This window comes from Peristeroidobacter soli, from assembly GCF_004138485.1.
GTDB classification, from domain to species: Bacteria; Pseudomonadota; Gammaproteobacteria; order Steroidobacterales; family Steroidobacteraceae; genus Steroidobacter; species Steroidobacter soli.
In genome coordinates, this window is sequence record NZ_ML142848.1 from 1,408,809 (window position 1) to 1,433,521 (window position 24,713).

At 59.9% G+C, this 24,713-nt stretch carries 15 protein-coding genes, 2 tRNA genes and 3 rRNA genes; 8 read left to right on the forward strand and 12 right to left on the reverse strand.

The features are described 5' to 3' along the window. Positions 1-161: 161 nt before the first annotated feature. Positions 162-1,223, forward strand: a complete 1,062-nt coding sequence (locus EKO19_RS05910) for a glycosyltransferase family 2 protein (protein WP_129775436.1) — start codon at positions 162-164, stop codon at positions 1,221-1,223. Further along, a complete protein-coding gene (locus EKO19_RS05915; RefSeq protein ID WP_129775437.1) occupies positions 1,220-2,290 on the forward strand; it encodes a glycosyltransferase in 1,071 nt (356 codons plus the stop codon). Before EKO19_RS05910 ends, EKO19_RS05915 begins: the two co-directional genes overlap by 4 nt. Here EKO19_RS05915 and EKO19_RS05920 read toward each other — a convergent pair. The 3 genes from EKO19_RS05920 to EKO19_RS05930 are packed head-to-tail and all read right to left on the reverse strand — an operon-like array spanning position 2,182 to position 6,243. Next, positions 2,182-3,561, reverse strand: coding sequence for an HAD hydrolase family protein (locus tag EKO19_RS05920; RefSeq protein WP_157995132.1), 1,380 nt, complete (start codon positions 3,559-3,561; stop codon positions 2,182-2,184). The genes EKO19_RS05915 and EKO19_RS05920 overlap by 109 nt on opposite strands. A gap of 20 nt (positions 3,562-3,581) precedes the next feature. Continuing rightward, positions 3,582-4,817, reverse strand: a complete 1,236-nt coding sequence (locus tag EKO19_RS05925) for a glycosyltransferase family 4 protein (RefSeq protein ID WP_217705132.1) — start codon at positions 4,815-4,817, stop codon at positions 3,582-3,584. Positions 4,818-4,824: 7 nt separating this feature from the next. Next, the gene (locus EKO19_RS05930) at positions 4,825-6,243 is read right to left on the reverse strand and encodes a nucleotide sugar dehydrogenase (protein ID WP_217705133.1); all 1,419 of its coding nucleotides are present in this window, start codon (positions 6,241-6,243) and stop codon (positions 4,825-4,827) included. A gap of 312 nt (positions 6,244-6,555) precedes the next feature. Here EKO19_RS05930 and EKO19_RS05935 point away from each other — a divergent pair, with 312 nt between their 5' ends. Next, on the forward strand, positions 6,556-7,602 hold the full coding sequence (locus EKO19_RS05935) for a sigma-54 interaction domain-containing protein (protein ID WP_175596965.1): 1,047 nt from the start codon (positions 6,556-6,558) through the stop codon (positions 7,600-7,602). A 78-nt stretch (positions 7,603-7,680) separates the two neighbouring features. Here EKO19_RS05935 and EKO19_RS05940 read toward each other — a convergent pair whose 3' ends face one another. After that, positions 7,681-8,598 (reverse strand): anti-sigma factor, encoded by a 918-nt coding sequence (locus tag EKO19_RS05940; protein ID WP_129775440.1) that lies wholly within the window; start codon positions 8,596-8,598, stop codon positions 7,681-7,683. Then, the gene (locus EKO19_RS05945; protein WP_129775441.1) at positions 8,595-9,152 is read right to left on the reverse strand and encodes an RNA polymerase sigma factor; all 558 of its coding nucleotides are present in this window, start codon (positions 9,150-9,152) and stop codon (positions 8,595-8,597) included. Before EKO19_RS05945 ends, EKO19_RS05940 begins: the two co-directional genes overlap by 4 nt. Positions 9,153-9,486: 334 nt before the next feature. Here EKO19_RS05945 and lexA point away from each other — a divergent pair, with 334 nt between their 5' ends. From lexA to EKO19_RS05965, 4 genes are read left to right on the forward strand one after another with little or no spacing between them, the layout of a single operon-like run. Further along, positions 9,487-10,143 (forward strand): transcriptional repressor LexA, encoded by a 657-nt coding sequence (lexA, locus tag EKO19_RS05950; protein WP_129775442.1) that lies wholly within the window; start codon positions 9,487-9,489, stop codon positions 10,141-10,143. Positions 10,144-10,193: 50 nt separating this feature from the next. Then, positions 10,194-10,862, forward strand: coding sequence for a translesion DNA synthesis-associated protein ImuA (gene imuA / locus EKO19_RS05955; protein ID WP_129775443.1), 669 nt, complete (start codon positions 10,194-10,196; stop codon positions 10,860-10,862). A gap of 9 nt (positions 10,863-10,871) precedes the next feature. Beyond that, positions 10,872-12,305: a Y-family DNA polymerase gene (locus EKO19_RS05960; protein WP_129775444.1), complete on the forward strand. Its 1,434-nt coding sequence runs from the start codon at positions 10,872-10,874 to the stop codon at positions 12,303-12,305. Next, on the forward strand, positions 12,302-15,433 hold the full coding sequence (locus EKO19_RS05965) for an error-prone DNA polymerase (protein WP_129775445.1): 3,132 nt from the start codon (positions 12,302-12,304) through the stop codon (positions 15,431-15,433). Before EKO19_RS05960 ends, EKO19_RS05965 begins: the two co-directional genes overlap by 4 nt. A gap of 22 nt (positions 15,434-15,455) precedes the next feature. On the opposite strand, the gene EKO19_RS38175 is transcribed toward EKO19_RS05965, so the two are convergent. From EKO19_RS38175 to tyrS, 7 genes are all read right to left on the reverse strand, one after another. Then, positions 15,456-15,620: a hypothetical protein gene (locus tag EKO19_RS38175; RefSeq protein WP_157995133.1), complete on the reverse strand. Its 165-nt coding sequence runs from the start codon at positions 15,618-15,620 to the stop codon at positions 15,456-15,458. Between the two features lie 119 nt (positions 15,621-15,739). Further along, positions 15,740-15,855, reverse strand: a 5S ribosomal RNA gene (gene rrf / locus EKO19_RS05970). Between the two features lie 152 nt (positions 15,856-16,007). After that, positions 16,008-18,903 (reverse strand): 23S ribosomal RNA (locus EKO19_RS05975). Between the two features lie 296 nt (positions 18,904-19,199). Then, positions 19,200-19,275, reverse strand: a tRNA-Ala gene (locus EKO19_RS05980). A 19-nt stretch (positions 19,276-19,294) separates the two neighbouring features. Then, positions 19,295-19,371 (reverse strand) — tRNA-Ile (locus EKO19_RS05985). Between the two features lie 105 nt (positions 19,372-19,476). Further along, positions 19,477-21,014 (reverse strand): 16S ribosomal RNA (locus tag EKO19_RS05990). Together the 16S, 23S and 5S rRNA genes with 2 tRNA genes alongside form the textbook arrangement of a ribosomal RNA operon. A gap of 794 nt (positions 21,015-21,808) precedes the next feature. Further along, complete coding sequence (gene tyrS, locus EKO19_RS05995; protein WP_129775446.1) at positions 21,809-23,020, reverse strand: tyrosine--tRNA ligase; 1,212 nt, start codon at positions 23,018-23,020, stop codon at positions 21,809-21,811. Positions 23,021-23,211: 191 nt separating this feature from the next. Between tyrS and EKO19_RS06000 the strand changes: the two genes are divergently transcribed. Further along, complete coding sequence (locus EKO19_RS06000) at positions 23,212-24,630, forward strand: peptidoglycan DD-metalloendopeptidase family protein (protein ID WP_129775447.1); 1,419 nt, start codon at positions 23,212-23,214, stop codon at positions 24,628-24,630. The last annotated feature ends 83 nt before the right edge of the window (positions 24,631-24,713 follow it).

Consider the following 24,713-nt stretch of genomic DNA (forward strand, 5'->3'; position numbering starts at 1 on the left):
TCGTTGGATGGCGGCACCGCGGTGTGGATACGAGCATTCAGCGCCGCGTTGTCACTGTGACGATGCAATGACGTGCGTGTGAGAAGAGTTCCTGCAGATTTGTGTCCACATGGGTGGTGTTACGCGCAGGGCGGGGTTGTAAGAACGTCGGGAATGACAGGATGACTGGTGCAAAAGTTACAACTGAACTGACTCAACCGACCGCCGCTTCAGCAGCGCCTGAGACGCCGCGTCCGAGGCTTTCGGTGATCGTGCCGCTGTACAACGAGCAGGAGAGCATTCGGCCGCTGTACGCGGCCATAGTGCAGGCTCTGGGCGATATCGGCTGCACCTTCGAGATGGTGTTCGTCGACGACGGCAGTCGCGACGACACGGCCGAGATTGCCCGACAGATCGCCCGCTTCGACTCGCGACTGCGGCTGGTGAAATTCCGCCGCAACTATGGCCAGACGCCGGCGATGGCCGCGGGCATCGAGCATGCGCGAGGCGAAATCCTGGTCACCATGGACGGCGATCTGCAGAACGATCCGGCCGACATCAAACATTTGCTGGAACAGATCGAGGCCGGCTACGACATCGTGGTCGGCTGGCGTCACAATCGACAGGACAAACTGGTCACGCGCAAGATTCCATCGCGCATCGCCAATGTTTTGATCGGTAAAGTCACCGGCGTGCCCATCCGCGACAATGGCTGCTCGCTCAAGGCATTCCGCGCCGAGCTGATCAAGAGCATTCCGCTCTACTCGGAAATGCATCGTTTCATACCGGCCATGGCGTCGATCGCCGGGCCACGGGTCGCGCAGATTCGGGTGCGCCATCACGCGCGCCGCTACGGCCAGTCCAAATACGGCCTGTCGCGCATCTACAAAGTTCTGCTGGATCTGATGGTCATCAAGACCGTGACCACGTTCGCGTCGCGGCCATTGCGCTGGTTTGCCCTGCTGTCGGTGCCGCTGTTCCTCGGTGCGTTCGGCCTGCTCTCGCACACGTTCATCACGCTGCTCACCGACCGGGGGCAACTGTCGCTGCCACTGGCCGGCACCGGAATTATTTTTTTGGCGTCGGGCACGATCCTTTTGTGCAGTGGCGCGTTAGCTGAGCTGATCTATTCGCGCGGCGACATCCGCGACAACGAGTTTTTCAGATTGACACAAACCATCCAGCGCCACCGGGGCGACGTTGCCAAGGCGCGGCCCACGCAACCAGTGACGACACTCTCATGAGCACTCAGCCCCTGACACCCTCACTGCCGTCCATTTCCGTCATCGTGCCCGTGTGCGGGCGCCGTTCGGAGCTGCGGCCCCTCTATTCGCAATACAAGGCCGGCATCGAAGCCATCGGCCTGCCGTACGAGTTCATCTTCGTCGTCGACGGCACCCGCACCGATGCCAGCCGCGCGCTGGAGGAACTGCTCAACGATGGCGAGGACCTCACCGTCATCAGCCTGACCCGCAGCTTCGGCGAAGCGGCCGCGCTGATGGCCGGCTTCGAGCGCGCCCAGGGCAGCGTGATCGTCACCTTGCCCGCCTATCACCAGATCGAGGCGCAGGACATTCCCACCCTGGTCGCGGCGCTCAGCGCCTCCGACATGGCGATCGGCTATCGCTCGCCGCGCTATGGGAACGCGTTCGATCGCATGCGTCGCAGCGCTTTCCACGGCCTGGTGAATTTCGTCACCGGCGCCCGCCTGCAGGATCTGGGCTGCGGCGCGCGTGCCATGCGCCGCCAGGTGTTCGAGGAAATGGATCTATACGGCGATCAGCATCGCTTCATGGCCATTCTCGCCACGCGCCTGGGATTCCGGGTCAGTGAAGTGGCCATGCGTCAGTCGCCGCTGGATCGCCTGCAGCGTGCCTACCGCCCCAAACAATATGCGCACCATGTGCTGGATCTGTTCAGCATCTTCTTCCTGGTGCGTTTCACCAAACGCCCGCTGCGGTTCTTCGGCATGCTGGGTGCCGCGACCTTCGGCATCGGCGCGGCGATCATCGCGTTCCTGAGCGTGCAGCGACTGTTCTTCGACGAGAAGCTCGCCGACCGGCCCGCGCTGTTGCTGGGTGCGCTGCTGGTCGTGCTGGGCATGCAAGTGTTCGCGCTCGGCCTGCTGGGCGAGCTGATCATCTTCACTCATGCGCGCGGCATGAAGGACTATCGGGTGCAGGAAGTGATTCAGTATCCCGATCAAAATCCCGGCACGGTGACTTCGTCCGTCGAGGTCACCGACGTGGAGGCCGGCGAGGGTCGCAGCAGAGAGATCCGGCACACCGAGCCGCCGGCAATGACCGCCTGAGTCTGCGTCGACGCGCCGGTTCGCTCCGGCGCCTCGCCCGTGGCGATGGTCAGTTTCACATCGTTCAGGACGCCCGCCGGCAGCTGCCCCGCTTCGGCCGTCGAATAAATCATGGTCACTTCCGACAAGCGCCGGATCGCGTTCGCCGCCTGAGTGCCGGTCAGGAAGTGCTGGGCGTGATGGATCAGAATGCAATGGGGCCGCCCGGCGCGATCATGCAGCGCCTGCAGCTGTAGCAACAACGCGTCGACGAACACCGGCCGCGTCTCGGGCGGCAAGGCCGCGAGATTGATTTCGATGCTATGACTCGGTGCTTCGAGCGCGGTCAGCACGTCCGTGAGCCTGGGAGCATCGTGAGCGTTACCCCAACTGCTCATGTCGGCGAACGAGGTGCGTGGCGACGCGACCGGCACATTCCGATCCGCACCGATCACACAGCATTGGTAGCCCTGCTGCATCAACTGCTCCAGCAGGCGGTTGCAGATCACAGTGCGGGCAACTTCGTCCGGCCCGCTGACGAGTACCGAGTCCTGACAGGGCGAAAGCAGGATCTCGCGGTCATCCTCACTCTTCCCCAGCACCACTCGCCGCCTTGGCACCGCCGCCGCGAGATCGGTCGCTATCAGCTCGCGCGCCAGCTCGAGAAAACCGTCGCAGTAGTCGCCTTCGGTCACCCGATCCGCTGCTTGCTTGATCGACTCGGCGGCATTGTTCACGACCACCGCGTGCTCGGCCGACGCCAGCAACGGCAGATCGTTCTCGGCGTTGCCGATCGCCACCAGGTTGTGACGGGAAACGCCCAGCTCACGCAGCGCCTCGTTCATGCCCGAGGCCTTGTCGATGCCGGGCGGCAGGATGAGCAGCGTGTCGTCGTTGGTCACCAGCTCGTAGTCCATGTGCAGCTTGAGCTTGCGCAACGCCTCGCGCGCCGCCTCGAAATATTTCGCAGCCGTGCTGATGATGGAGCTGCCGACGGCCAGCGGCGCGATCTGCCGGCGACGCAGCTCCTGCAACAGGATCTCCGGCGGCGCCTGGCCGAGAATCTCGGATTGCCGGGTCGCCGTTCGATGCAGAACCGCGCCGTTCTCGGCGACGATGTAATCGAACAGACGCGCTTCGGGGAAGACTTCCAGCACGCGGCGCAGCTCGCGACCGGTCACCAGAATCAGTTTTCGGCCGGTTGCCGACAGCTCACGCAAGACGTCGATGCAACGCTCGTCGCAGCGCCCATCGCGAGCCAGCGTTCCATCAAAGCCTGCGGCTAGCACCACGTAGCGAATGACCGTCGCCCTCAAATGAACAGCGTTTCGTAAGCCGCCAGCAGGCGCGGCACCTCATGTTCCCAGGCCAGCGAATTCTTGACCCGCTCGCGGCCCCACTCGCCCATCTGCTTGCGGCGGGGTTCGTCATCCAGCAAGGTCACGATCTGCCGGGCCATGTCGATGGGATCATTGCGCCTGGCATACAGCGACGCCTGCTGAGCCGACACGCGGCCCTCGGTCAGGTCGTACTGGACGATGGGCTTGCCCAGCGCCATGTACTCCATGATCTTGTTCATGGTGGATTTGTCGTTCATCTCGTTGGCGACATCGGGATTCACGCACACGTCCGCGGTGTTGAGCATGGCGAGCAACTCGGCATCGGGAACGCGACCGGTGAAGGTCACGTACTCGGCGATCTGCAGCTCCTGCGCGAGCTTACGCATCGCGTCCAGTTCCGTGCCGCCGCCCACCAGACCGAAATGAACATCCGTGCGCTTCATCTCGTGCACGATGTGATGGGCCGCGGTCAACAAACCGTCGATGCCTTCCTGACGTCCCATCACGCCCACATAGCCCACTAGATATTTCCGGCCTTGCTTGAGCTGCGGCTGCGGCTGCAACACTTTCAGGCGCCGCAAATCGGGGCCACTGCGCACCACGAACACTTTGCCCGGCTGCCGGCCGCCCCGCTCGATCGCGATCTTCTTGTACGACTCGTTGGTGGCGACACACACGTCGGCGGTGCGAAAGGTCCAGCGCTCCAGCGCCAGCATCAATTTGTAGAACACGTCGCGACGCTGGAATTTCGCCTCGTACAGCTCGGGATTGATGTCGTGGTGATCGAACAGGAATTTCTTGCCGAACAGCTTGTAGAAAGCGCCGATCAGAAAAATCATGTCGGGCGGATTGCAGCCGTGGATCACGTCGAAGCCGCGGCTGAAGCAGATCTTCAGCGACAGCAGAAACTCGGCCGCCAGCGCCCAGCTGTACTCCAGCGCGTAACCGAGCGCGCCATCGGCCTCGAACGGCATGGAGTGTCGATAGATGGCCACGCCGTCGAGTTCCTCGAAGCTCTTCTCGTAGCCCTTGCCCTTGGGACAGATGATCGACACCTGATAGCCATGTGCCTGCAAGGTACGAGCTTCCTGCCACACCCGCCGATCGAACGGCAGCGGCAGGTTCTCGACGATGATCAGCACACGACGGCGGCGGGCCAGCGCGACGTCGGCGCTCATGACCCGGGTCTGTTCTTCGCCATTCGACATGACCCGGTTACCAGCACACGCCCTGATACGCGGAACTGTAATTGTCGCGATCAGGCAGCACGGCGATATCCAGCAGGAGCTGATCGGGCCGCGTATGAGCCCGCAGCGCCGCCAGCACCTCGGGCGTCTTCATGGCCACGACCAGCACATCCGAGTCGCGCACCAGCGCATCGAGATCCGTGGTCATCAGCGAGGCGATATGAGGAATACTCTCTTCGATGAAGCGCCGGTTCGCACCGATCAGCCGGGCCACGTTGACCTGCGGATCGAAGATGCACAGCGGCAGGCCTTTGCCGATGAAGCGCTCGGCCATTACCACCATGGGACTCTCGCGCAGATCGTCGGTCCCGGACTTGAAGCTCAGACCGATCATGCCCACCGAACGGCGCCCGCTCGCCAGCACCCGATCCACAGCGTGATCAATATGTGCGGCATTGCTCGGCAGCAGGCTGTTGAGCATGGGCAGTTCGACATCGTTGTTCTTCGCCAGATACAGCAGCGCCTTCAAGTCCTTCGGCAGGCACGAGCCGCCGAACGCAAAACCCGGCCGCAGATAGGCGGATGAAATGTTGAGCTGCCGGTCCATGCACAGCAGCTTCATCACTTCATGCGGATCGACACCGGCCGACTGCGAGACGCGGCCGATCTCGTTGGCGAAGGTCACTTTCAAGGCGTGGAAAGCATTGCACGCATACTTGAGCATCTCCGCCGTGCGCACCGAGGTGTGCATGAACTCGCAAGGCAGGTGGCCGAAAATGCCACGCAACGCCTCGACGGCGTACTCGTCGTCCGCGCCCACGACCGTCAACGGCGGATTGTCGTAGTCATTGATCGACGTGCCTTCGCGAAGGAACTCCGGCTGAAAACACAGACTGAAATCGCGACCCGCCTGCAATCCCGAGGCAGCTTCGATGGCAGGCTTGATCACTTCGTCGAGCGTGCCGGGCTTCACCGTCGAACGGATCACGATGACGTGGCGCGTCGATTTCTCAGGCAGCACCGAGCCGATCTGCTCGGCGATGCGAGTGATGGCCCCAAGATCCTGATTGCCGTTCTGACGCGATGGCGTGCCCACGCAGACGAATGAAATGTCCGTGGCGAGGATGGCATCGCGCACCGAGTCGGTCACGCTCACCGCGCCGCCGCGCATCACGGCACGCGTCAATTCCTGGATCCCGGTCTCGACGATGGGCGCCTGGCCTCGACGCAGCAGCTCGAGCTTGCCCGGATCGATATCGACACCAAACATCTCGTGACCGTCACGCGCCAGACACGCCAGCGATACGGCGCCGACGTAACCCAGGCCGAAAATACTGATTCGACGCGGCGAGCCCGGTGCAATGTCTTCGTCCTGCGCGCTCTCCCGCAGCCAGCCACGGCGGGTCCGCGCATCGGCGCTCACGCTATCGATCTGCAACGCCATCATTTGTCTCCATGTTGGAAGTACCGAGCGACGCGTCGAAGCGTCGTCCAGTTCCCCTGAAGAATGGCAAGTTCTATGCCGCCGTTCCCTGCGACGCAGTGAGAATTTTTTTGTCGACCTCGAAGTGGGTCCGGATACGGAAATCCCAGGCTTTTGCGGCAGATGCTGCGTCAACCAATTCGACACCCAAAATTTCCTACAGTCATGGGGTCGAAAAAACTTTATTACAAAGGAACTCGACCATCGCTGGAAGAATTTGCATCTCACTAACGCGATGACAATCATGTCTGGGCCTGACTGGGGAGAGATTACACAGTGGACGCACCGATCACACTGCACGAAAACGGCCTGGGCAATCTTCTCGGACGATCGCCTGCCATGCATCAAGTGTTCGGCTTGATCAAACGGGTGGCGCCTACCGAAGCCACCGTGATGATCATGGGTGAAAGCGGTGTCGGCAAAGAGCTGGTCGCCGAATGCATCCACAACTTGAGCAATCGCGCGCAGGGTCCGCTGGTCGCCATCAACTGCGGCTCCATTCCCGGATCGTTGATCGAAGCCGAATTGTTCGGTTACGAGAAAGGCAGCTTCACCGGCGCATCCCGCTCACACGCCGGTGTGTTCGAGCGCGCCACGGGCGGCACGCTGTTTCTCGATGAAGTTACGGAGATGCCGCTGGACATGCAGACGCGTCTGCTCCGCGTGCTCGAGACCGGACGTTTCTATCGGGTCGGCGGTACGCAGGAGATCAAAACTGACATTCGTGTCGTCGCGGCGACCAATCGCAACGTCACCGAAGCAGTCGCCAATCGCCAGCTGCGCGAGGACTTGATGTATCGACTCGCTGTGTTCCCGCTACACATTCCGCCTCTGCGCGAGCGTCCGGGCGATGTGCCGCTGCTCGCTCAATACTTCTTGAGCACGCTCAATCGCGGCAGCGATGTGACCAAGTCGTTCTCGCCGTCCTTCCTGGACGCGCTCGGCTCGCGTCGCTGGCCCGGCAACGTGCGTGAGTTGAAGAACTCTGTCGAACGCAGCTTCATCCTCGCCGATGAAGTGCTGGATGTGGATCTGTCCGTCACGATGCCGGCGCCTACTCCGGAACCGCTCGAGGCCGCACGTCCGGCCGGCGTGCACGTGCCGCTCGGCTCGCGCCTGGACGAAGCCGAACGCTCGCTGATCGAAGTCACATTGGATTATTGCGAAGGCGACAAACGTCGCGCCGCGGCCGTGCTCGGCTGCAGCCTCAAGACGCTCTACAACAAGTTGAACAGCTACGCGCGGGAACGCGCCGAGAGCGAACAGAACCTCGGCCGTCATCATCTGCCCGGCGTCGGCGCGAGCGTGCCGTTGGCAAGCTAAACGTTTTGAGTTGAGACCAGCGCCAGATCCGCACCTGGCAGACCTGCCATCGGCCCTCTTCGGAGGGCCGATGTCGTATCAGCCCGCGGCGACGGGCGCGAGCACGACGATGCGGTCGCGGCTGGAGACGACCGAGCCGCCCGGCTTCTCGATGGTGACTGCAAACATCGCCGGATTGCGGACCTGCAGCTTGGCGGTGATGGGAATGATCACTTCGCCTTGCCCCGGTGGAATATCGAATACGCCACCGTCGATCGGATAGCGATCGTCGCGCGTGCCGTCGAAGATCCACAGCTGATATTGCAGCTCGTCGGTGTTGTTCGCCTGCAGGCCACGGAATCGCAAATAACCATTCTGGGTCCGCTGGTCCCACACCACGTCGCCAGTGACGCCGCTCGCTGCGGGATCCTGCGTGGTCTGCCAGGTCCGGGTCATCACACCTTGCTGAGCGAGCAGCTCTTGCCGCTCCTGTTCCAAAGTGCTGGCAACAGGAATCTCCGTCATCGGATCGCCGCCGGACTGCAGACGCGGCCACCAGCCAGCGAGCGCAATCAACACGCTTGCAGCGGCTGCGAACCAACCGGCTTTGCTGGCCCAGGATGAAGAAGACTTGCTCGGTGCCGGCGCCTTCGATACAGGCGCTGCACTGACAGCCGGCGCCGCCGTGGTCGAGCGCGTCCGACCGGCGATGCTGATGACTCGGGGCTGTGCCGAGCTCTGGCGCGGTGCTGGTTCCGGCATCGAAGCCGCCACCGTATCCGCCTGAGCCATCAAACGTTCGCGCAAGCTGTACGGCATTTCTTCGGGCGCGTTGTTCTCCACGTCGCTCGCGAGCAGCAACGAAGCAGCGGTGTATTCGAACCGGCCGGCATCCACATATCTCTCTTCGGAGAGCAGTTGTTTCAGCTCGGCGCGCTCGGAGGAATTCAAACCGTCCACAGCCCGCTGCACCAACAGCTCCACCAGCCGCGGGTTCTGCATGACTGAGTTGCTCATGAGCGCACCCCGTCGGAGGCAGCGTTCTGAATTCCCATCAACTCACGCACCTGAATCAATCCTCGCCGCATCATGGTCTTCACTGTACCGAGCGGCATTTGCAGCACATCGGCAATTTCCGAATGACTCAACCCCTGCAGAATTCCCAGCTCCAGCACCTGTCTTTGTTCAGGTCGTAACTGCATCACCGCGCGGGCCGCCGCCGAAGCTTCGGCACACACTTCGGCGCTGTTGCCTGGATCGGCCCAGCCCAGCGAATCGATATCGTCGGTGGATTCGGTGCGCGCCTGATGCGAGGCGCGGCGCATGCGGTCGATCAGACGACGGCGCGCGATGGTGGCGACAAAGACTTTCTCCGAGCCCTGATTGGGATCGAAGCGGCCGGCGCTGCGCCAGACATCGGTGAAGATTTCCTGCACGGCATCTTCGGCATCGGCGCGGGTGCGCGTCAGACGTCGAGCGATGGACCAGACGAGACTGCCGAACTGATCGATGCACTCGTGCACGGCACGCGCATCTCCTTGTGCGACTCGAGCGAGTACTGAGTCCGTCATTCGCGGGCGGCTCTGAGCTGAGGTGGTTCGCGTCGCATCGTCATTGGTCAGTGCGATTAGCGAAGAATAGGGAGCCGGAAGTATAGCGGAGACTGTCACGTCAGTTCGCCAGCCCGTTGATAAAGGTGAATGGAAAGGTCAGGTGCTCGCCACGACTTATTCGCGAGCACTCGGTCGATGGGATTCATTGACATCCGCGTCCGCCAACCACGTCACGTTTTTGCTGTGAGGGTTCAGCTTCATGGGGTGCTTGTGGTGGCGCGGAAAGGATCCTAGACTCTGTACCAGACGTTTGTCTGGTACCGCCCTGGCCAGGGCTCCACCGCCGACCGCCATGTCCGATCTCACCCGTAAACAATTGGAAGTATTGGCTTTTATCCGTCGCTTCATGGAACGCGACGGGTTGCCGCCAACCCGTGGGGAAATCGCCGAGGGGCTGGGGCTCAAGAATCGTCAGGGCATCGACCAGCATTTGCGCGCGCTGGAGAATAAAGGCGCGCTCGAGCTGGTGCCCGGCATTTCACGAGGCATTCGTTTGCGCGAGGAGCCGATCATCCCGCCTCCCGCCGCGATCACAAGGTCATCACCATCGAGCCTGCCGTTGTTAGGGCGCATCGCTGCGGGTGCGCCCATTCTGGCGAGCTCACATATAGAAGAGCATGTCGCTGTCGATGCCTCGCTGTTCAAGCCGCACGCCGATTTCCTGTTGCGCGTCCGGGGCGACAGCATGAAGGACGCCGACATCCTCGATCAGGATCTGCTGGCGGTTCATCGGACATCGCAAGCCAGCAGCGGCCAGATCGTGGTGGCGCGCCTGGTCGACGAGGACGAGGCGACGGTGAAGTACTACCGCCGGCAAGGTCACCTCGTGACGCTGGAACCCGCCAACGCGGCGTACCGGCCGATCGAGATCGATTTGCGTGAACAGGAATTGTCCATTGAAGGACTGGCAGTGGGGGTGATTCGCACCTCGCTGCCTCGTGTTCGATGAGCTGGAGGAGCGAAACATGGACCTAGAAATATTTTAGTGGCGCATTCGCCATGAGCGCGTCTGGTGCCGCAACAGTCACGAGCTCAGCTCGTGCAGAGAAACTGGAGCAACTGGCGCGGCTGTGTCGTAACGGCCGCGAAGGCCCGCCGCCACGCGTCGAGCCCAGCGGTTCGGTCAATCTCGACGCCGTGTTACCTGGCGGCGGCTGGCAATCGGGCACCATCGTCGAATTGATGCCCATGAGCGATGGCATCGGCGAGCTGCGCCTGCTGATGCCGGCATTGGCTAAGATCACGCACAGCGAGCGTCACGTGGCCATGATCGCGCCCCCTTATATTCCGTTCGCTCCAGCCCTGCTTCGCCATGGGCTGCGGCTGGAGCATTTTTGGATCATTCGCGCCCAGAGTGCCGCCGATATCCTATGGTCCGCCGAACAAACATTGCGCTGTAAATCGTTTGGCGCGGTGCTGGCGTGGCCATCCGCGATTCGCGATCGTGAAGTGCGGCGGCTGCAACTCGCGGCGGAAGCGGGCAATAGCATTGGGTTTGTTTATCGATCACCCAATGCGGCTCGCGAATCCTCGCCTGCCGCGGTCCGGCTGCGGCTGCAGGCGGACGCTGTCGGGCAACTGAACATCGATATCGTCAAATGCCGGGGCGCGCGAGCCGGCATGTCCGTGGGCATCGCTCCCGAACTGGCCACTGCCAGTGCGGAATGATGATTTCCCATGCTGTGGCTCTGTATCACCCTACCCCAGTTGCCTCTCGAGGCTTTGCAATGTGAGCACAGCGAGAAAGCCACGGTCGTAACGGTGTTGGAAGGCAGCGTTCGTTCTGTCGTTACCTGCAATCCGGCCGCCGAGCGTGTCGGCTTGAAACCGGCGATGAACTTCACGACCGCGCTGGCAATCCTGCCCGAGGTGATTGCCATGGAACGCCGGCTCACCGCCGAACAGTCAGCGCTGGAACGCCTGGCAACCTGGGCTTATCAATTCAGCGGCACGGTGATTCTCGGCGATATCTTCTCCGACCTGCAGCGCGCGCGAACCACTGCACTGTGGCTGGAAATCGGCGCGAGCCTGCGTTTGTTCGGCGGCTTCCGCAAGCTCATCGAGCACTTGGAAGCCGAGCTGGGCAAGTTGTCCTATAGCTATCAACTCGGTATCGCACCAACGCTGGAAGGCGCCGCGCTGCTGGCTCGCACCGGCGTGCGCGTCGCCATCACCACCGTGGCGGCACTGCGCGCTCGTATCGAAGCCGTGTCGGTGAGCTGGCTGAATCTGGATCCCTGGATTCCTCAGCAGTTGCAGACTGTTGGCGTCCGCACCGTCGGATTGATGGTGGCCTTGCCTCGCGACGGCGTGGCGAAACGTTTCGGCCCCGAGGTGTGCAATTACCTCGACCGCCTCACCGGCGCCGCGCCCGATCCGCGTCCCACTTATCGATTGCCGCCGCAGTATCACGCGCGTTTCGAATTCGAAGCGGAGCTTCACAACACCGAAGCGCTGCTGTTTCCGTTACGACGCATGCTGCGTGAGTTCGTCGGCTTCTTGCGGGCCCGTGACACCGGCGTTCAAAAGTTCACGCTGCGCTTCATTCATCGCGACGCTGTCGCGACCGTTATCACCGTCGGCCTGTCGATGCCCGACCGTAGCAGCGAACGTTTCCTGACCCTGGCGCGGGAGCGGCTCGAACATACGGCGTTGCCTTCGGGATCGGTTGCACTGGAACTGTCGACCGATGAGTTCGCCATGCCCACCGGGCTCCATATCGACATGCTCAGCGGCGCGACCGAGCAGAGCGAGGAGCTGGGTTACACCATCGACCGCATCGCTGCCCGCCTGGGAGAAAATCAGGTTCACGGCGTGCAGGCGGTCGCCGAGCATCGCCCGGAAGACAGCTGGTCGCACGCAGCGCCTGAAGACAAGCGTCAGCACCTGGATTTTCCCGACCGCCCGTTGTGGCTGCTGCCCGAACCCAAACCGCTGCAGATGAGCGGCATGCCGTCGCTGACCGGCGCCGAGCGCATCGAAAGCGGCTGGTGGGATGGCGGCGACATCCGCCGCGATTACTTCATCGCCCGCACTCAGCAGGGCGCCGCGCTGTGGATCTTCAAGGATCTGCGCGATGGCAGCTGGCATCTGCATGGGTTCTGGTCATGAGCCGGTACGCGGAGCTTCATTGCGTCAGCAACTTTTCGTTCTTGCGGGGGGCGTCGCATCCGGGCGAGCTGATTTATCAAGCTCACAACCTCGGTTATTCGGCGCTGGCGATTACGGATGAGTGCTCGATGGCCGGTGTGGTGCGCGCCTACGAAGCGGCACGCAAGATCGACTTCAAGCTGATCATCGGCTCGGAGTTTCGTACCGTCGAAGGAACCCATCTGGTGTTGCTCGCCCCGTCTCAGCGAGCCTATGCGCAGATCTGTCAGCTGATCAGCCTGGCGCGGGCCGAAGCAAAGAAAGGCACCTATCGATTGACCCGCAGTCAGTGCTCGTTGACCGACCTCAGCGAATGCCTGGCGCTCTGGGTGGCGCCACGCAACCCGGACAAGTCACTGGCGGGCTGGCTGAGAAATCTGTTTCCCGATCGATGCTGGATCGCCGTCGAGCTGCATCGACGGCCGGACGATGCCGAGCATCTCGCCACAGTAAAAGATCTCGGCGCCCGCATGAATATCCCCCTGGTCGCCAGTGGCGATGTCCACATGCATCTGGAGAAGCGACGCGCGTTGCAGGACACGATGACCGCCATTCGGCATGGCTGTACGGTGGCGACCGCCGGCCACAAGCTGTTTCCTAATGGCGAGCGGCATTTGCGCCCCTTGCCTGTGCTGGCCGATCTCTACCCGGCAGAGCTGCTGGAAGAAAGCGCCCGCATCGCCGCTCGCTGCCACTTCTCCCTCGGCAGCCTGCACTATCGATATCCTAGAGAAATCGTTCCGGAAGGATTCAGCGCGAGCCAGCACCTGCGCAACCTCGTCGAGCTCGGTGTGCGCAAGCGCTGGGCGAAAGGCGCGCCGGACAAAATTCGAGAAGTCATCGAGAAGGAGCTGGGGCTCATTGCACGGCTGGAATACGAGCATTTCTTTCTGACCGTGCATGAAATCGTCGAATACGCACGCGCCGCTGTCGACGACGATGGCAAGCCGAAGAAGCCCATTCTTTGCCAAGGCCGCGGCTCAGCCGCGAACTCGGTCGTTTGTTACGCGCTGGGCATCACGGAGGTGAAACCCGAGCAGATTTCGGTGCTGTTCGAGCGCTTCATCAGTGAAGAGCGCGGCGAACCGCCCGACATCGATGTCGATTTCGAGCATGAGCGGCGTGAGGAAGTCATTCAGCACGTCTTCCGGAAATACTCACGGAAACGCGCGGCCATTGCAGCCACTGTCATCAGCTATCAGCCGCGCAGCGCGATTCGCGATGTGGGCAAGGCGCTCGGCCTGCCAGAAGACATGCTGGGTCGCCTCGCCAAACAGCACGCCTGGTGGGACAACCCAGAGCGCATGAAAGCGAACATGGCCGCGCAGGGAATGCATCTGGATGGAGAAGTCGCGAAGCGACTGATTGCGCTCGTACAGCAGTTGCTGAACTTTCCCCGGCATCTGTCCCAGCATGTCGGTGGTTTTGTCATTGCCGAGCAGCCGATCAGCGAGCTGGTGCCCATCGAAAACGCGGCCATGCCCGATCGCACCATCCTTCAATGGGACAAGAACGATCTGGAGACCTTGAAGCTGCTGAAGGTCGATGTGCTCGCGCTGGGCATGCTGACAGCCATGCAGAAGACGTTCGACATGTTGCACGCGGTGGGCACCGGGCCGACGCGGATGGATCAAGTCCCGGTGGAAGACCCGGTGACGTACGACATGATCTGCAAGGCCGATACCATCGGCGTGTTTCAGATCGAATCGCGCGCGCAGATGAGCATGCTGCCGCGACTGAAGCCGAGGAAGTACTACGACCTGGTGATCGAGGTCGCCATCGTTCGTCCCGGTCCGATCAAGGGCGGCATGGTGCATCCGTATCTGCAGCGCCGGGAGATGAAGCCGGAAGACGTTCCTTATCCGAGTGAGGCGCTCCGTCCAATTCTCGAAAAGACTCGCGGCGTGCCCATCTTCCAGGAGCAGGTCATGCAGATCGCAGTGACCGCGGCCGGCTTCTCTCCTGGCGAAGCCGATGAGCTGCGTCGTTCGATGGGCGCGTGGGAACGCAGCGGGAACATGGCCATGTACCGCGAGAAGCTGATGCAGGGAATGTACGCGAGACATTACACCAATGAATTCGCTCAGCAGATCTACCAGCAGATCGAAGGCTTCGGCGAATACGGCTTCCCCGAATCTCACTCGGCATCGTTCGCGCTGCTCACCTATTTCTCGAGCTGGCTGAAGTGTCACCGGCCCGCGGCGTTCATCGCCGGGCTCATCAACAGTCAGCCGATGGGCTTCTATCAGCCGGCGCAATTGCTCGAGCAGGCGAAGCGGCAGCAGGTGAAAGTGCTGCCGGTCGATGTGACGGTGAGCGATTACGACTGCACGCTCGAACTCGATGGCATACGTACGCTTCCCGACGGAAGCAAGGGCCCGTGGTTTGCGATTCGCCTCGGCATGCGATTGATCAAAGGCCTGCGTCAGGAGGACGCGTTGAACGTGGTCGCCGCGCGCACGATCGCGCCATTCACTTCAGTGGAAGACGTCGCTTATCGCGCCCGATTGAAGTCGCGCGCCGCGAAGGCGCTCGCGACCAGCGGTGCGTTTCGCAGTTTGAGTGAACATCGAAATCAGGCGTTGTGGAGTGCGCTCGGGATCGAGAGTCTGCCTGGCGCGTTGGCGGGACATGCGGCAGCGGAAGCCAACCCGCAGTTGCCGATACCCACCGAGTGGGAAGAGATTCAGCGCGACTATCGACAGATGGGATTGAGCACGGGTCGCCATCCGATGGCATTCCTTCGAGCGAAGCTGCGTGCCTCAGGAATTGCGACTCGACGAGAGCTCGACTCGATGCGCAACGGGCGAACGGTGCGCGTGGGCGGCCTGGTCACGCATCTTCAGCATCCGCAAACCGCGAACGGCGTGATCTTCGCGTCGCTGGAAGACGAGACCGGTATCAACAACATCATCCTCTGGCCGGCGGTCTTCGAGCTGTATCGACAACGCATCCTGCAGTCGAACTTCATGGTCGTGACGGGGGAATTGCAAAGCATGGAGTCGGTCGTGCACGTGGTGGCGACCGAGGTGGAGGACTATTCCCACTGGGTGAGAACGTTGCCGCGCAAGTCGCGCGACTTCCACTGAGAAAAGAAACGAAGGGTCTTATCTAGCTGGCGGCGCGCAGCTGATTGAAGTGCTGAGCGGCCATGTCCTTGCGAAGGACTTTGGTGGCTTCGGCACGCTGACGCCTGGAAGCGTTCACGGCGGCCTTGGCGACTTTCACATCGATGACCTGGGCTTTGACCAGCCGGCGGCGTTCGAGCGTGTTCATTGTTGGCAACCCCTGATTACTGAGCAGCAATTGGTAGGTTGTAGCGATTACAAGTCTGAAAAGTGATGAGCAAAAAGCCCCGCCGGATTACTCCGGCGGGGCTTGTCGCTTATTTAAGAGCCTGGCAGTGACCTACTCTTGCATGCCCGCAGGGCACACTACCATCGGCGCACAGCATTTTCACTTCCGAGTTCGATATGGGATCGGGTGGTTCCTGCTTGCTATTGCCGCCAGGCAAACTGGCTCACGTCGTGGTCGACATTGCTATCGGCCACAGTGAATTCGGAGTTGTTTCGACACACAGTGTCAGCGAACAAGATTCAAAGAATCAATGTCACTTCGATGATCAACAAGCGCCATAACACGCCCAAGCTGATTGGGTGTTATATGGTCAAGCCTCACGGGCAATTAGTACTGGTTAGCTCAATGCATTGCTGCACTTACACACCCAGCCTATCAACGTCGTAGTCTTCGACGGCCCTTTAGGGGAATCGAGTTCCCAGGGAAACCTAATCTTGGGGGGGGCTTCGCGCTTAGATGCTTTCAGCGCTTATCCCGTCCGTATATAGCTACCCGGCAGTGCCACTGGCGTGACAACCGGAACACCAGAGATACGTCCATCCCGGTCCTCTCGTACTAAGGACAGCTCACCCTCAAGTTTCCAACGCCCACGGCAGATAGGGACCGAACTGTCTCACGACGTTCTGAACCCAGCTCGCGTACCACTTTAAATGGCGAACAGCCATACCCTTGGGACCTGCTACAGCCCCAGGATGTGATGAGCCGACATCGAGGTGCCAAACTCCTCCGTCGATGTGGACTCTTGGGAGGAATAAGCCTGTTATCCCCGGAGTACCTTTTATCCGTTGAGCGATGGCCCTTCCATACAGAACCACCGGATCACTAAGACCTACTTTCGTACCTGCTCGACCTGTCCGTCTCGCAGTTAAGCACGCTTATGCCTTTGCACTCTAGAGCGCGATGACCGACCGCGCTGAGCGTACCTTTGCACTCCTCCGTTACTCTTTGGGAGGAGACCGCCCCAGTCAAACTACCCACCATACACTGTCCCCAATCCGGATTACGGACCAAGGTTAGAACTTCGAACATCCCAGGGTGGTATTTCAAGGTTGGCTCCACCCGAGCTAGCGCCCAGGTTTCATAGCCTCCCACCTATCCTACACAGGAAGGTTCAAAGTTCAGTGTAAAGCTGTAGTGAAGGTTCACGGGGTCTTTCCGTCTTGCCGCGGGAACGCCGCATCTTCACAGCGATTTCAACTTCACTGAGTCTCGGGTTGAGACAGTGTGGCCAGCGTTACGCCATTCGTGCAGGTCGGAACTTACCCGACAAGGAATTTCGCTACCTTAGGACCGTTATAGTTACGGCCGCCGTTTACCGGGGCTTCGATCAAGAGCTTCGCCTTGCGGCTAACCCCATCAATTAACCTTCCGGCACCGGGCAGGCGTCAGACCCTATACTTCCACTTGCGTGTTCGCAGAGTCCTGTGTTTTTGATAAACAGTCGCAGCCACCGATTACCTGCGACCTTCAACAGCTTCTGGAGTAAATCCATACACCGTCGAAGGCATACCTTCTTCCGAAGTTACGGTATCAATTTGCAGAGTTCCTTAACCCGAGTTCTCTCAAGCGCCTTGGCAGATTATCTGCTCGCCCACCAGTGTCGGTTTACGGTACGGTCCAATGTGATCTGAAGCTTAGAGGCTTTTCCTGGAAGCGGGGCGTTACTCACTTCGGCTCGCGTGGAGCCTCGTCATCACACCTCGGAGTTATGAGCTGCCGGATTTGCCTGGCAACTCCTCCTACATGCTTAAACAGGGAACCAACCCCTGCTGAGCTAGCCTTCTCCGTCACCCCATCGCAATCACACCGGGCACAGGAATGTTGACCTGTTTTCCATCGGCTACACCTTTCGGTCTCGTCTTAGGAACCGGCTCACCCTGCTCCGATTAACGTTGAGCAGGAAACCTTGGGCTTTCGGCGTGCGGGTTTTTCACCCGCATTAACGTTACTCATGTCAGCATTCGCACTTCTGATACCTCCAGCACACCTCACAGTGCACCTTCGCAGGCGTACAGAACGCTCCCCTACCACCTCACTTGCGTGAGATCCGCAGCTTCGGCTCATGGCTTGAGCCCCGTTAAATCTTCCGCGCGGGCCGACTAGACCAGTGAGCTATTACGCTTTCTTTAAAGGATGGCTGCTTCTAAGCCAACCTCCTGGCTGTCTATGCCTTCCCACATCGTTCACCACTTAGCCATGAATTCGGGGCCTTAGCTGGCGGTCTGGGTTATTTCCCTCTTCACGACGGACGTTAGCACCCGCCGTGTGTCTCCCACCGGTTCACTTCCTGGTATTCGGAGTTTGCATAGGTTTGCTAAGTCGGGATGACCCGCTAGCCTAAACAGTGCTCTACCCCCAGGAGTGCTCGATGAGGCACTACCTAAATAGCTTTCGGGGAGAACCAGCTATCGCCGGCCTTGATTAGCCTTTCACTCCTATCCACAGCTCATCGACATACTATTGCAACAGTAGTTCGTTCGGACCTCCAGTGAGTATTACCTCACCTTCATCCTGGCCATGGATAGATCGACCGGCTTCGGGTCTATTCCCAGCGACTGATTCGCCCTATTCGGACTCGGTTTCCCTACGGCTCCCCTATACGGTTAGCCTCGCCACTGAAAATAACTCGCTGACCCATTATACAAAAGGTACGCCATCACCCTTGCGGGCTCTGACTGCTTGTACGTATGCGGTTTCAGGTTCTATTTCACTCCCCTCTCCGGGGTTCTTTTCGCCTTTCCCTCACGGTACTGGTTCACTATCGGTCGATAGAGAGTATTTAGCCTTGGAGGATGGTCCCCCCATGTTCAGGCAGGATTGCACGTGTCCCGCCCTACTCTTTGTTGGTCATCGACTTTGCCTTTCGTGTACGGGGCTATCACCCGCTATGGCCGGACTTTCCAGACCGTTCCACTAAGCTCGATCGACTGGTTCCAACTGGGCTGTTCCGCGTTCGCTCGCCACTACTTACGGAATCTCGGTTGATTTCTTTTCCTCTGGGTACTGAGATGTTTCAATTCCCCAGGTTAGCTCTTGCAACCTATGTATTCAGTTGCAAGTACTGCCGAAGCAGTCGGTTTCCCGATTCGGAGATCTGCGGGTGAGTTTGTTTGCCAACTAACCGCAGCTTTTCGCAGGCTACCACGTCCTTCATCGCCTTCTATCGCCTAGGCATCCACCACATACGCTTATTCACTTGACCATATAACCCCAATGAGCCTGGTGTTATACGTTGCTGATTCTCGAATGCGACATGATTCTTGAACTCTTGAGATTTCCAAACGTCGCTTATTTCTAAGCGTCGTTCGGATCCATCATGATTTCGCTGAATCTGATGCGTCAAAACAACTTCCGAATTTTTAAAGAGCACCGTAACAAGTGCCGTTAAGACACTTGCGACGTAAAGCCACGCATATACCCAGCGGATATATGAGTCGCTTCACGCACTGGTGAAACATTCCCGAGGCATTCATGATTTTCATCATGAAAGTAGACAATTGGTGGAGCCAGTCGGGATCGAACCGACGACCCCCTGCTTGCAAAGCAGGTGCTCTCCCAGCTGAGCTATGGCCCCTGATTAGCCTTCTAAAGACTGGTGGGTCTGGGAGGATTTGAACCTCCGACCTCACCCTTATCAGGGGTGCGCTCTAACCAACTGAGCTACAGACCCGGATAGTGATAAAGACCGGGCCAGTCTCACGGGAACCGATTCTTACTGAACAGATAACTTGTGCTGGGAACTCGCGGCAGCTGTATAGCTGAAGCAGAGTCATTTAAAGGAGGTGATCCAGCCGCACGTTCCCGTACGGCTACCTTGTTACGACTTCACCCCAGTCATTGACCACACCGTGGTAAGCGCCCTCCTTGCGGTTAGGCTACCTACTTCTGGTGCAATCAACTCCCATGGTGTGACGGGCGGTGTGTACAAGACCCGGGAACGTATTCACCGTGACATCGCTGATTCACGATTACTAGCGATTCCGACTTCACGCAGCCGAGTTGCAGACTGCGATCCGGACTACGACCAGCTTTTTGGGATTGGCTCCCCCTCGCGGGTTGGCAACCCTTTGTACTGGCCATTGTAGCACGTGTGTAGCCCTGGTCATAAGGGCCATGATGACTTGACGTCATCCCCACCTTCCTCCGGTTTGTCACCGGCGGTCCCCTTAGAGTTCCCACCTAAATGCTGGCAACTAAGGGCAAGGGTTGCGCTCGTTGCGGGACTTAACCCAACATCTCACGACACGAGCTGACGACAGCCATGCAGCACCTGTCTCCAGGTTCCCGAAGGCACTCCCACATCTCTGCAGGATTCCTAGGATGTCAAGACCAGGTAAGGTTCTTCGCGTTGCATCGAATTAAACCACATGCTCCACCGCTTGTGCGGGTCCCCGTCAATTCCTTTGAGTTTCAACCTTGCGGCCGTACTCCCCAGGCGGAGAACTTAACGCGTTAGCTACGACACCGAAGGGCAGACCCCTCCGACATCCAGTTCTCATCGTTTATGGCGTGGACTACCAGGGTATCTAATCCTGTTTGCTCCCCACGCTTTCGCACATGAGCGTCAGTATTGGTCCAGGAAGTCGCTTTCGCCACTGATGTTCCTTCAGATATCTACGCATTTCACCGCTACACCTGAAATTCCACTTCCCTCTCCCATACTCTAGCTAGACAGTCTCGACTGCAGTTCCCAGGTTAAGCCCGGGGATTTCACAATCGACTTGAAAAGCCGCCTACGCGCGCTTTACGCCCAGTAATTCCGATTAACGCTCGCACCCTCTGTATTACCGCGGCTGCTGGCACAGAGTTAGCCGGTGCTTCTTTAGTTGGTTACGTCAAGGTCGCGATGTGTTAAACCGCAACTTTTCTTCCCAACCGAAAGGGCTTTACAACCCGCAGGCCTTCTTCACCCACGCGGCGTCGCTGGATCAGGGTTTCCCCCATTGTCCAATATTCCCCACTGCTGCCTCCCGTAGGAGTCCGGACCGTGTCTCAGTTCCGGTGTGACTGGTCGTCCTCTCAGACCAGTTACGGATCGTCGCCTTGGTAGGCCGTTACCCTACCAACTAGCTAATCCGACTTGGGCTCATCTGTTAGCGCCAGGCCTTGCGGTCCCCGGCTTTCCACCGTAGTGCGTATGCGGTATTAGCACGAGTTTCCCCGTGTTGTCCCCCACTAACAGGCAGATTCCCAAGCGTTACTCACCCGTCCGCCGCTCGTCAGCATGTATTGCTACACCTGCTACCGCTCGACTTGCATGTGTTAGGCACGCCGCCAGCGTTCAATCTGAGCCAGGATCAAACTCTTCACTTAAAGGCTTTGAGACCTTCAATTTAACGAAGAGGTTATCCAAAAAAGCTTTACTGGCTAATTTTGGAAACTCATCGTCGAAGTTGGCTTCGCCAACGAACCGACGCGAGTCCCCACACAAGTTATCTGTTTCAGTTTTTAAAGAGCGTCGCCTTCTGGAGGCGGCTGCCGTTGCGCGGTGGCTAGGCAGAAGCGGAACTCTAAGCTGCTTCGTTCGTTTCGTCAACCCCTCGATTTTTTATTTCGAGGTGTCGGCGTCCTTCCGAACCAGCTTCCTCGCAACCAGTTTTGCAACCGGCGTCCGCTGCGAGGGGGCGCATCTTACTGTCTCGTTTTCTGCCGTCAACCCCTTCGAATTTTTTATTTTCGAGGTGTCGACGAGCGCTTCGATCCAGCTCCTTCGCAGGCTGTTTTTCAACCAGCACCCGTTGCGAAGGCGGCGCATCTTACTGTCTCGTTTTCTGTCGTCAAGCCCCTCGAATTTTTTATTTTCGAGGCGTTGGCGACCGGTCGAATTCAGCGTCTTCGCAGCCCGTCTTTCAACCGGCGCCCGCTGCGAAGGGGGCGCATCTTACTGTTTGGTTACAGGGCGTCAACACCCTGCGTGGAATTTTTTTCCGGTGCGTTTCGCCCGTGGAAAACATGGTTATTTCTTCGCCACGTCGAAACCTTATTTCGCGGCCGTCGCGTGAATTTGCAAGAGCAAACGGGTGGCTCGAAGAATTTTTTTTCGATCGCGACAGTGCCCTTGCCGTACTCCCAAGGGCACTCGAATCTGCCAAGGCGAATCGCCCGGCTTATGTCGCAGCCCGCACGACCTCGATATAGGCGAAGCCGCGTTTGCCGACCTGGAACAGACGCGCCGCCCCCGGCTCGAGCTGCAGCTTGATGTCCTCGACGCGTTCGCCGTCGATGCGAACGGCGCCGCCCTGGATGAGTCGATTCGCGGCCGAGGTGCTCTCGGCGAGCCCCGCTTGCTTGATGGCCGCAGCCACGCCAATGCTCGCCCCATCGATCGTGACCGTCCTGGTTTCGATGTTTTCGGGAATCTCCCGACGCTGACTGCGAGAAGTGAAGTTCTGTCGCGCTTGTTCGGCAGCCGCGGCCCCGGCAAAGCGCGTGGTGATCTCCATCGCCAGCTCGAATTTGACCTCCATCGGATTGCGGCCCTCGGCGATCTGCTGCTTGAAGCTCGCCAGATCCGCATTGGGACGGAACGACAGCAGCTCGAAGTAGCGCCACATCAGCTCGTCCGAGATCGACATCAGCTTGCCGAACATGCCGTCGGCGTCTTCGTTCACGCCGATATAGTTGCCGAGCGACTTCGACATCTTGTTGACGCCGTCGAGCCCCTCGAGCAACGGCATGGTGAGCACGACCTGCGGCTCCTGGCCGAATGCCTCCTGCAGCTGGCGCCCCATCAGCAGGTTGAACTTCTGATCGGTGCCGCCGAGCTCGACATCGGCCTTGAGCGCGACCGAGTCGTAGCCCTGCACCAGCGGATACAGGAACTCGTGAATGGCGATGGGCTGGCCGCCCTTGTAGCGCTTGCTGAAGTCGTCGCGCTCCAGCATGCGGGCCACCGTGCTCTTGGCCGCCAGCTGAATCATGCCGGCCGAGCCGAGCTGACTCATCCAGCGGGAATTGAAATCGACCGTGGTCCGGTGCGGATCCAGGATCTTGAAAATCTGGTCCTGATAGGTCTTGGCGTTGGCCTGCACGTCCTCGGGCGTCAGGGGCGGCCGGGTGGCGTTGCGGCCGGATGGATCACCGATCAATCCGGTGAAATCTCCGATCAAGAAAATCACCTCGTGGCCGAAATCCTGAAAGCGGCGCATTTTGTTGATCAGCACCGTGTGCCCGAGATGCAGATCGGGCGCGGTGGGATCGAAACCGGCCTTGATCCGCAGCGGCTGGCCCCGTTTCAGCTTGGTCAGCAGCTCCGACTCCAGCAGAATTTCGTTGGCTCCACGCTTGAGCTCGGACAATTGTTCTTCGGCGGAAAGCATCGGATTTCCAGCGTGCCGCGAAGGGCACGGTAATGATGGTTGAATGGGATGGTTAGGATTGTTTCGCGTCTGAACGATCGTGAACAGGACCCAAAGCTCAGGTTGATGGGTTGATCAGTAGTTGACGCAGGCGCTGTGATTCTTCAAATTCGCGACTTGGTTCATTTACTTTAACTTATTTACGCAAGCTCATGCGCGAGTCCAGGCAATCGGCACAACTCGGATTTCGTAAGGGATTTCAAGCCAATCCCACCGCCGCGCCGACCGCCCGGACCGCGTTCGATTACAAGCCGCAAGCGTCTCGCCGCGGCAATCATGCGCGCTGGTTCATCTCGGGTCTGGCGCTGCCGCTGATCGGCGGCCTCATTGCGTACGGCCTGGCGACTCGCGACGGTTCGTTTTTTTCGCCGCGCCCGGCGAGCGTCGATCTGGACAACCTGCCGCCGATGGAAATCGCCGATGTGGCGATCCCGGCCGAGGAAATGCCCTCTTCGCTGCTCGGGGACACGGTCGAGTACGTGGTCCGTCGCAACGACACCATGGATCGCATCTTCCGGCAGCTGAAGCTGAACCTCACCGACCTCGCCACGATTCGCGACATGCCGAGCGTGCAGGCGCAGCTCGATCAGCTGCGCGTCGGCGACATCATCACGCTGGTTCATGACGAAGGCCTGGTGCAGTCGTTGACCCGCCGCATCAGCGAGACCGCGATTCTTTCGGTGACGCGCGCCAACGAAGGCTTCAATGCCGAGGTGATCGAGACGCCGCTGGACATTCAGCAGGTGCAGGCCGAAGGCACCATCGATTCGTCGCTGTTCGTCGCGGCCCGCGCCGCCGGCGTCAGCCCCGAGCTGATCCTGCAGATGGCCAACGACATCTTCGGCTGGGACATCGACTTCGCGCTCGATATCCAGCCGGGCGACAAGTTCAACCTGGTGTACGAGCAGAAGTATCGCGACGGCAAGTTCATCGGCAACGGCCGCATCCTGGCCGCCGACTTCGTCAACAACGGCACTTTGCATCGCGCGGTCTGGTTCGAGTCCAAGGACGCCAAGGTCGCCGATTATTTCCGTCCCGACGGTCGCAGCGTGCGTCGCGCCTTCCTGCGCGCACCGCTGGAGTTCACGCGCATCAGCTCGAACTTCAATCCGGCCCGTCGTCATCCCATCCTGAACACCATTCGCGCCCACAAAGGCGTGGATTACGCAGCTTCGACCGGCACGATCATCAAAGCGGCGGGCGACGGCAAAGTCGCTTTCGTCGGCACCAAGGGCGGCTACGGTCGCGTGGTGATTCTCGAGCACGGCGGCGGCGTCTCGACGCTGTACGGACACATGTCCCGCTTCGCCAGCATTCGTAACGGTCAGCGCGTTCGCCAGGGCTCGACCATCGGCTACGTCGGCAGCTCCGGCGCCGCGACCGGCCCGCATCTGCACTACGAATACCTCGTGAACGGCGTCCACAAGAATCCGCGCACGGTTCTGCTGCCGGAAGCCGCGCCGATCTCCGACGGCTATCGCGCCGAGTTCCTGTCCACGTCCGGCCTGCTGTTCGCGAAGCTGGATCGCGGCGGCGCCGCGACGGTCACCACGGCCGCGCTCACTCGCTGAGATTTCCAGACCAGATCGCGACTTTTGCAGTCGCGATCGCGCGACATGGCGCGCGTGTAACACAAGCCCCGGGGCGCCCGTAG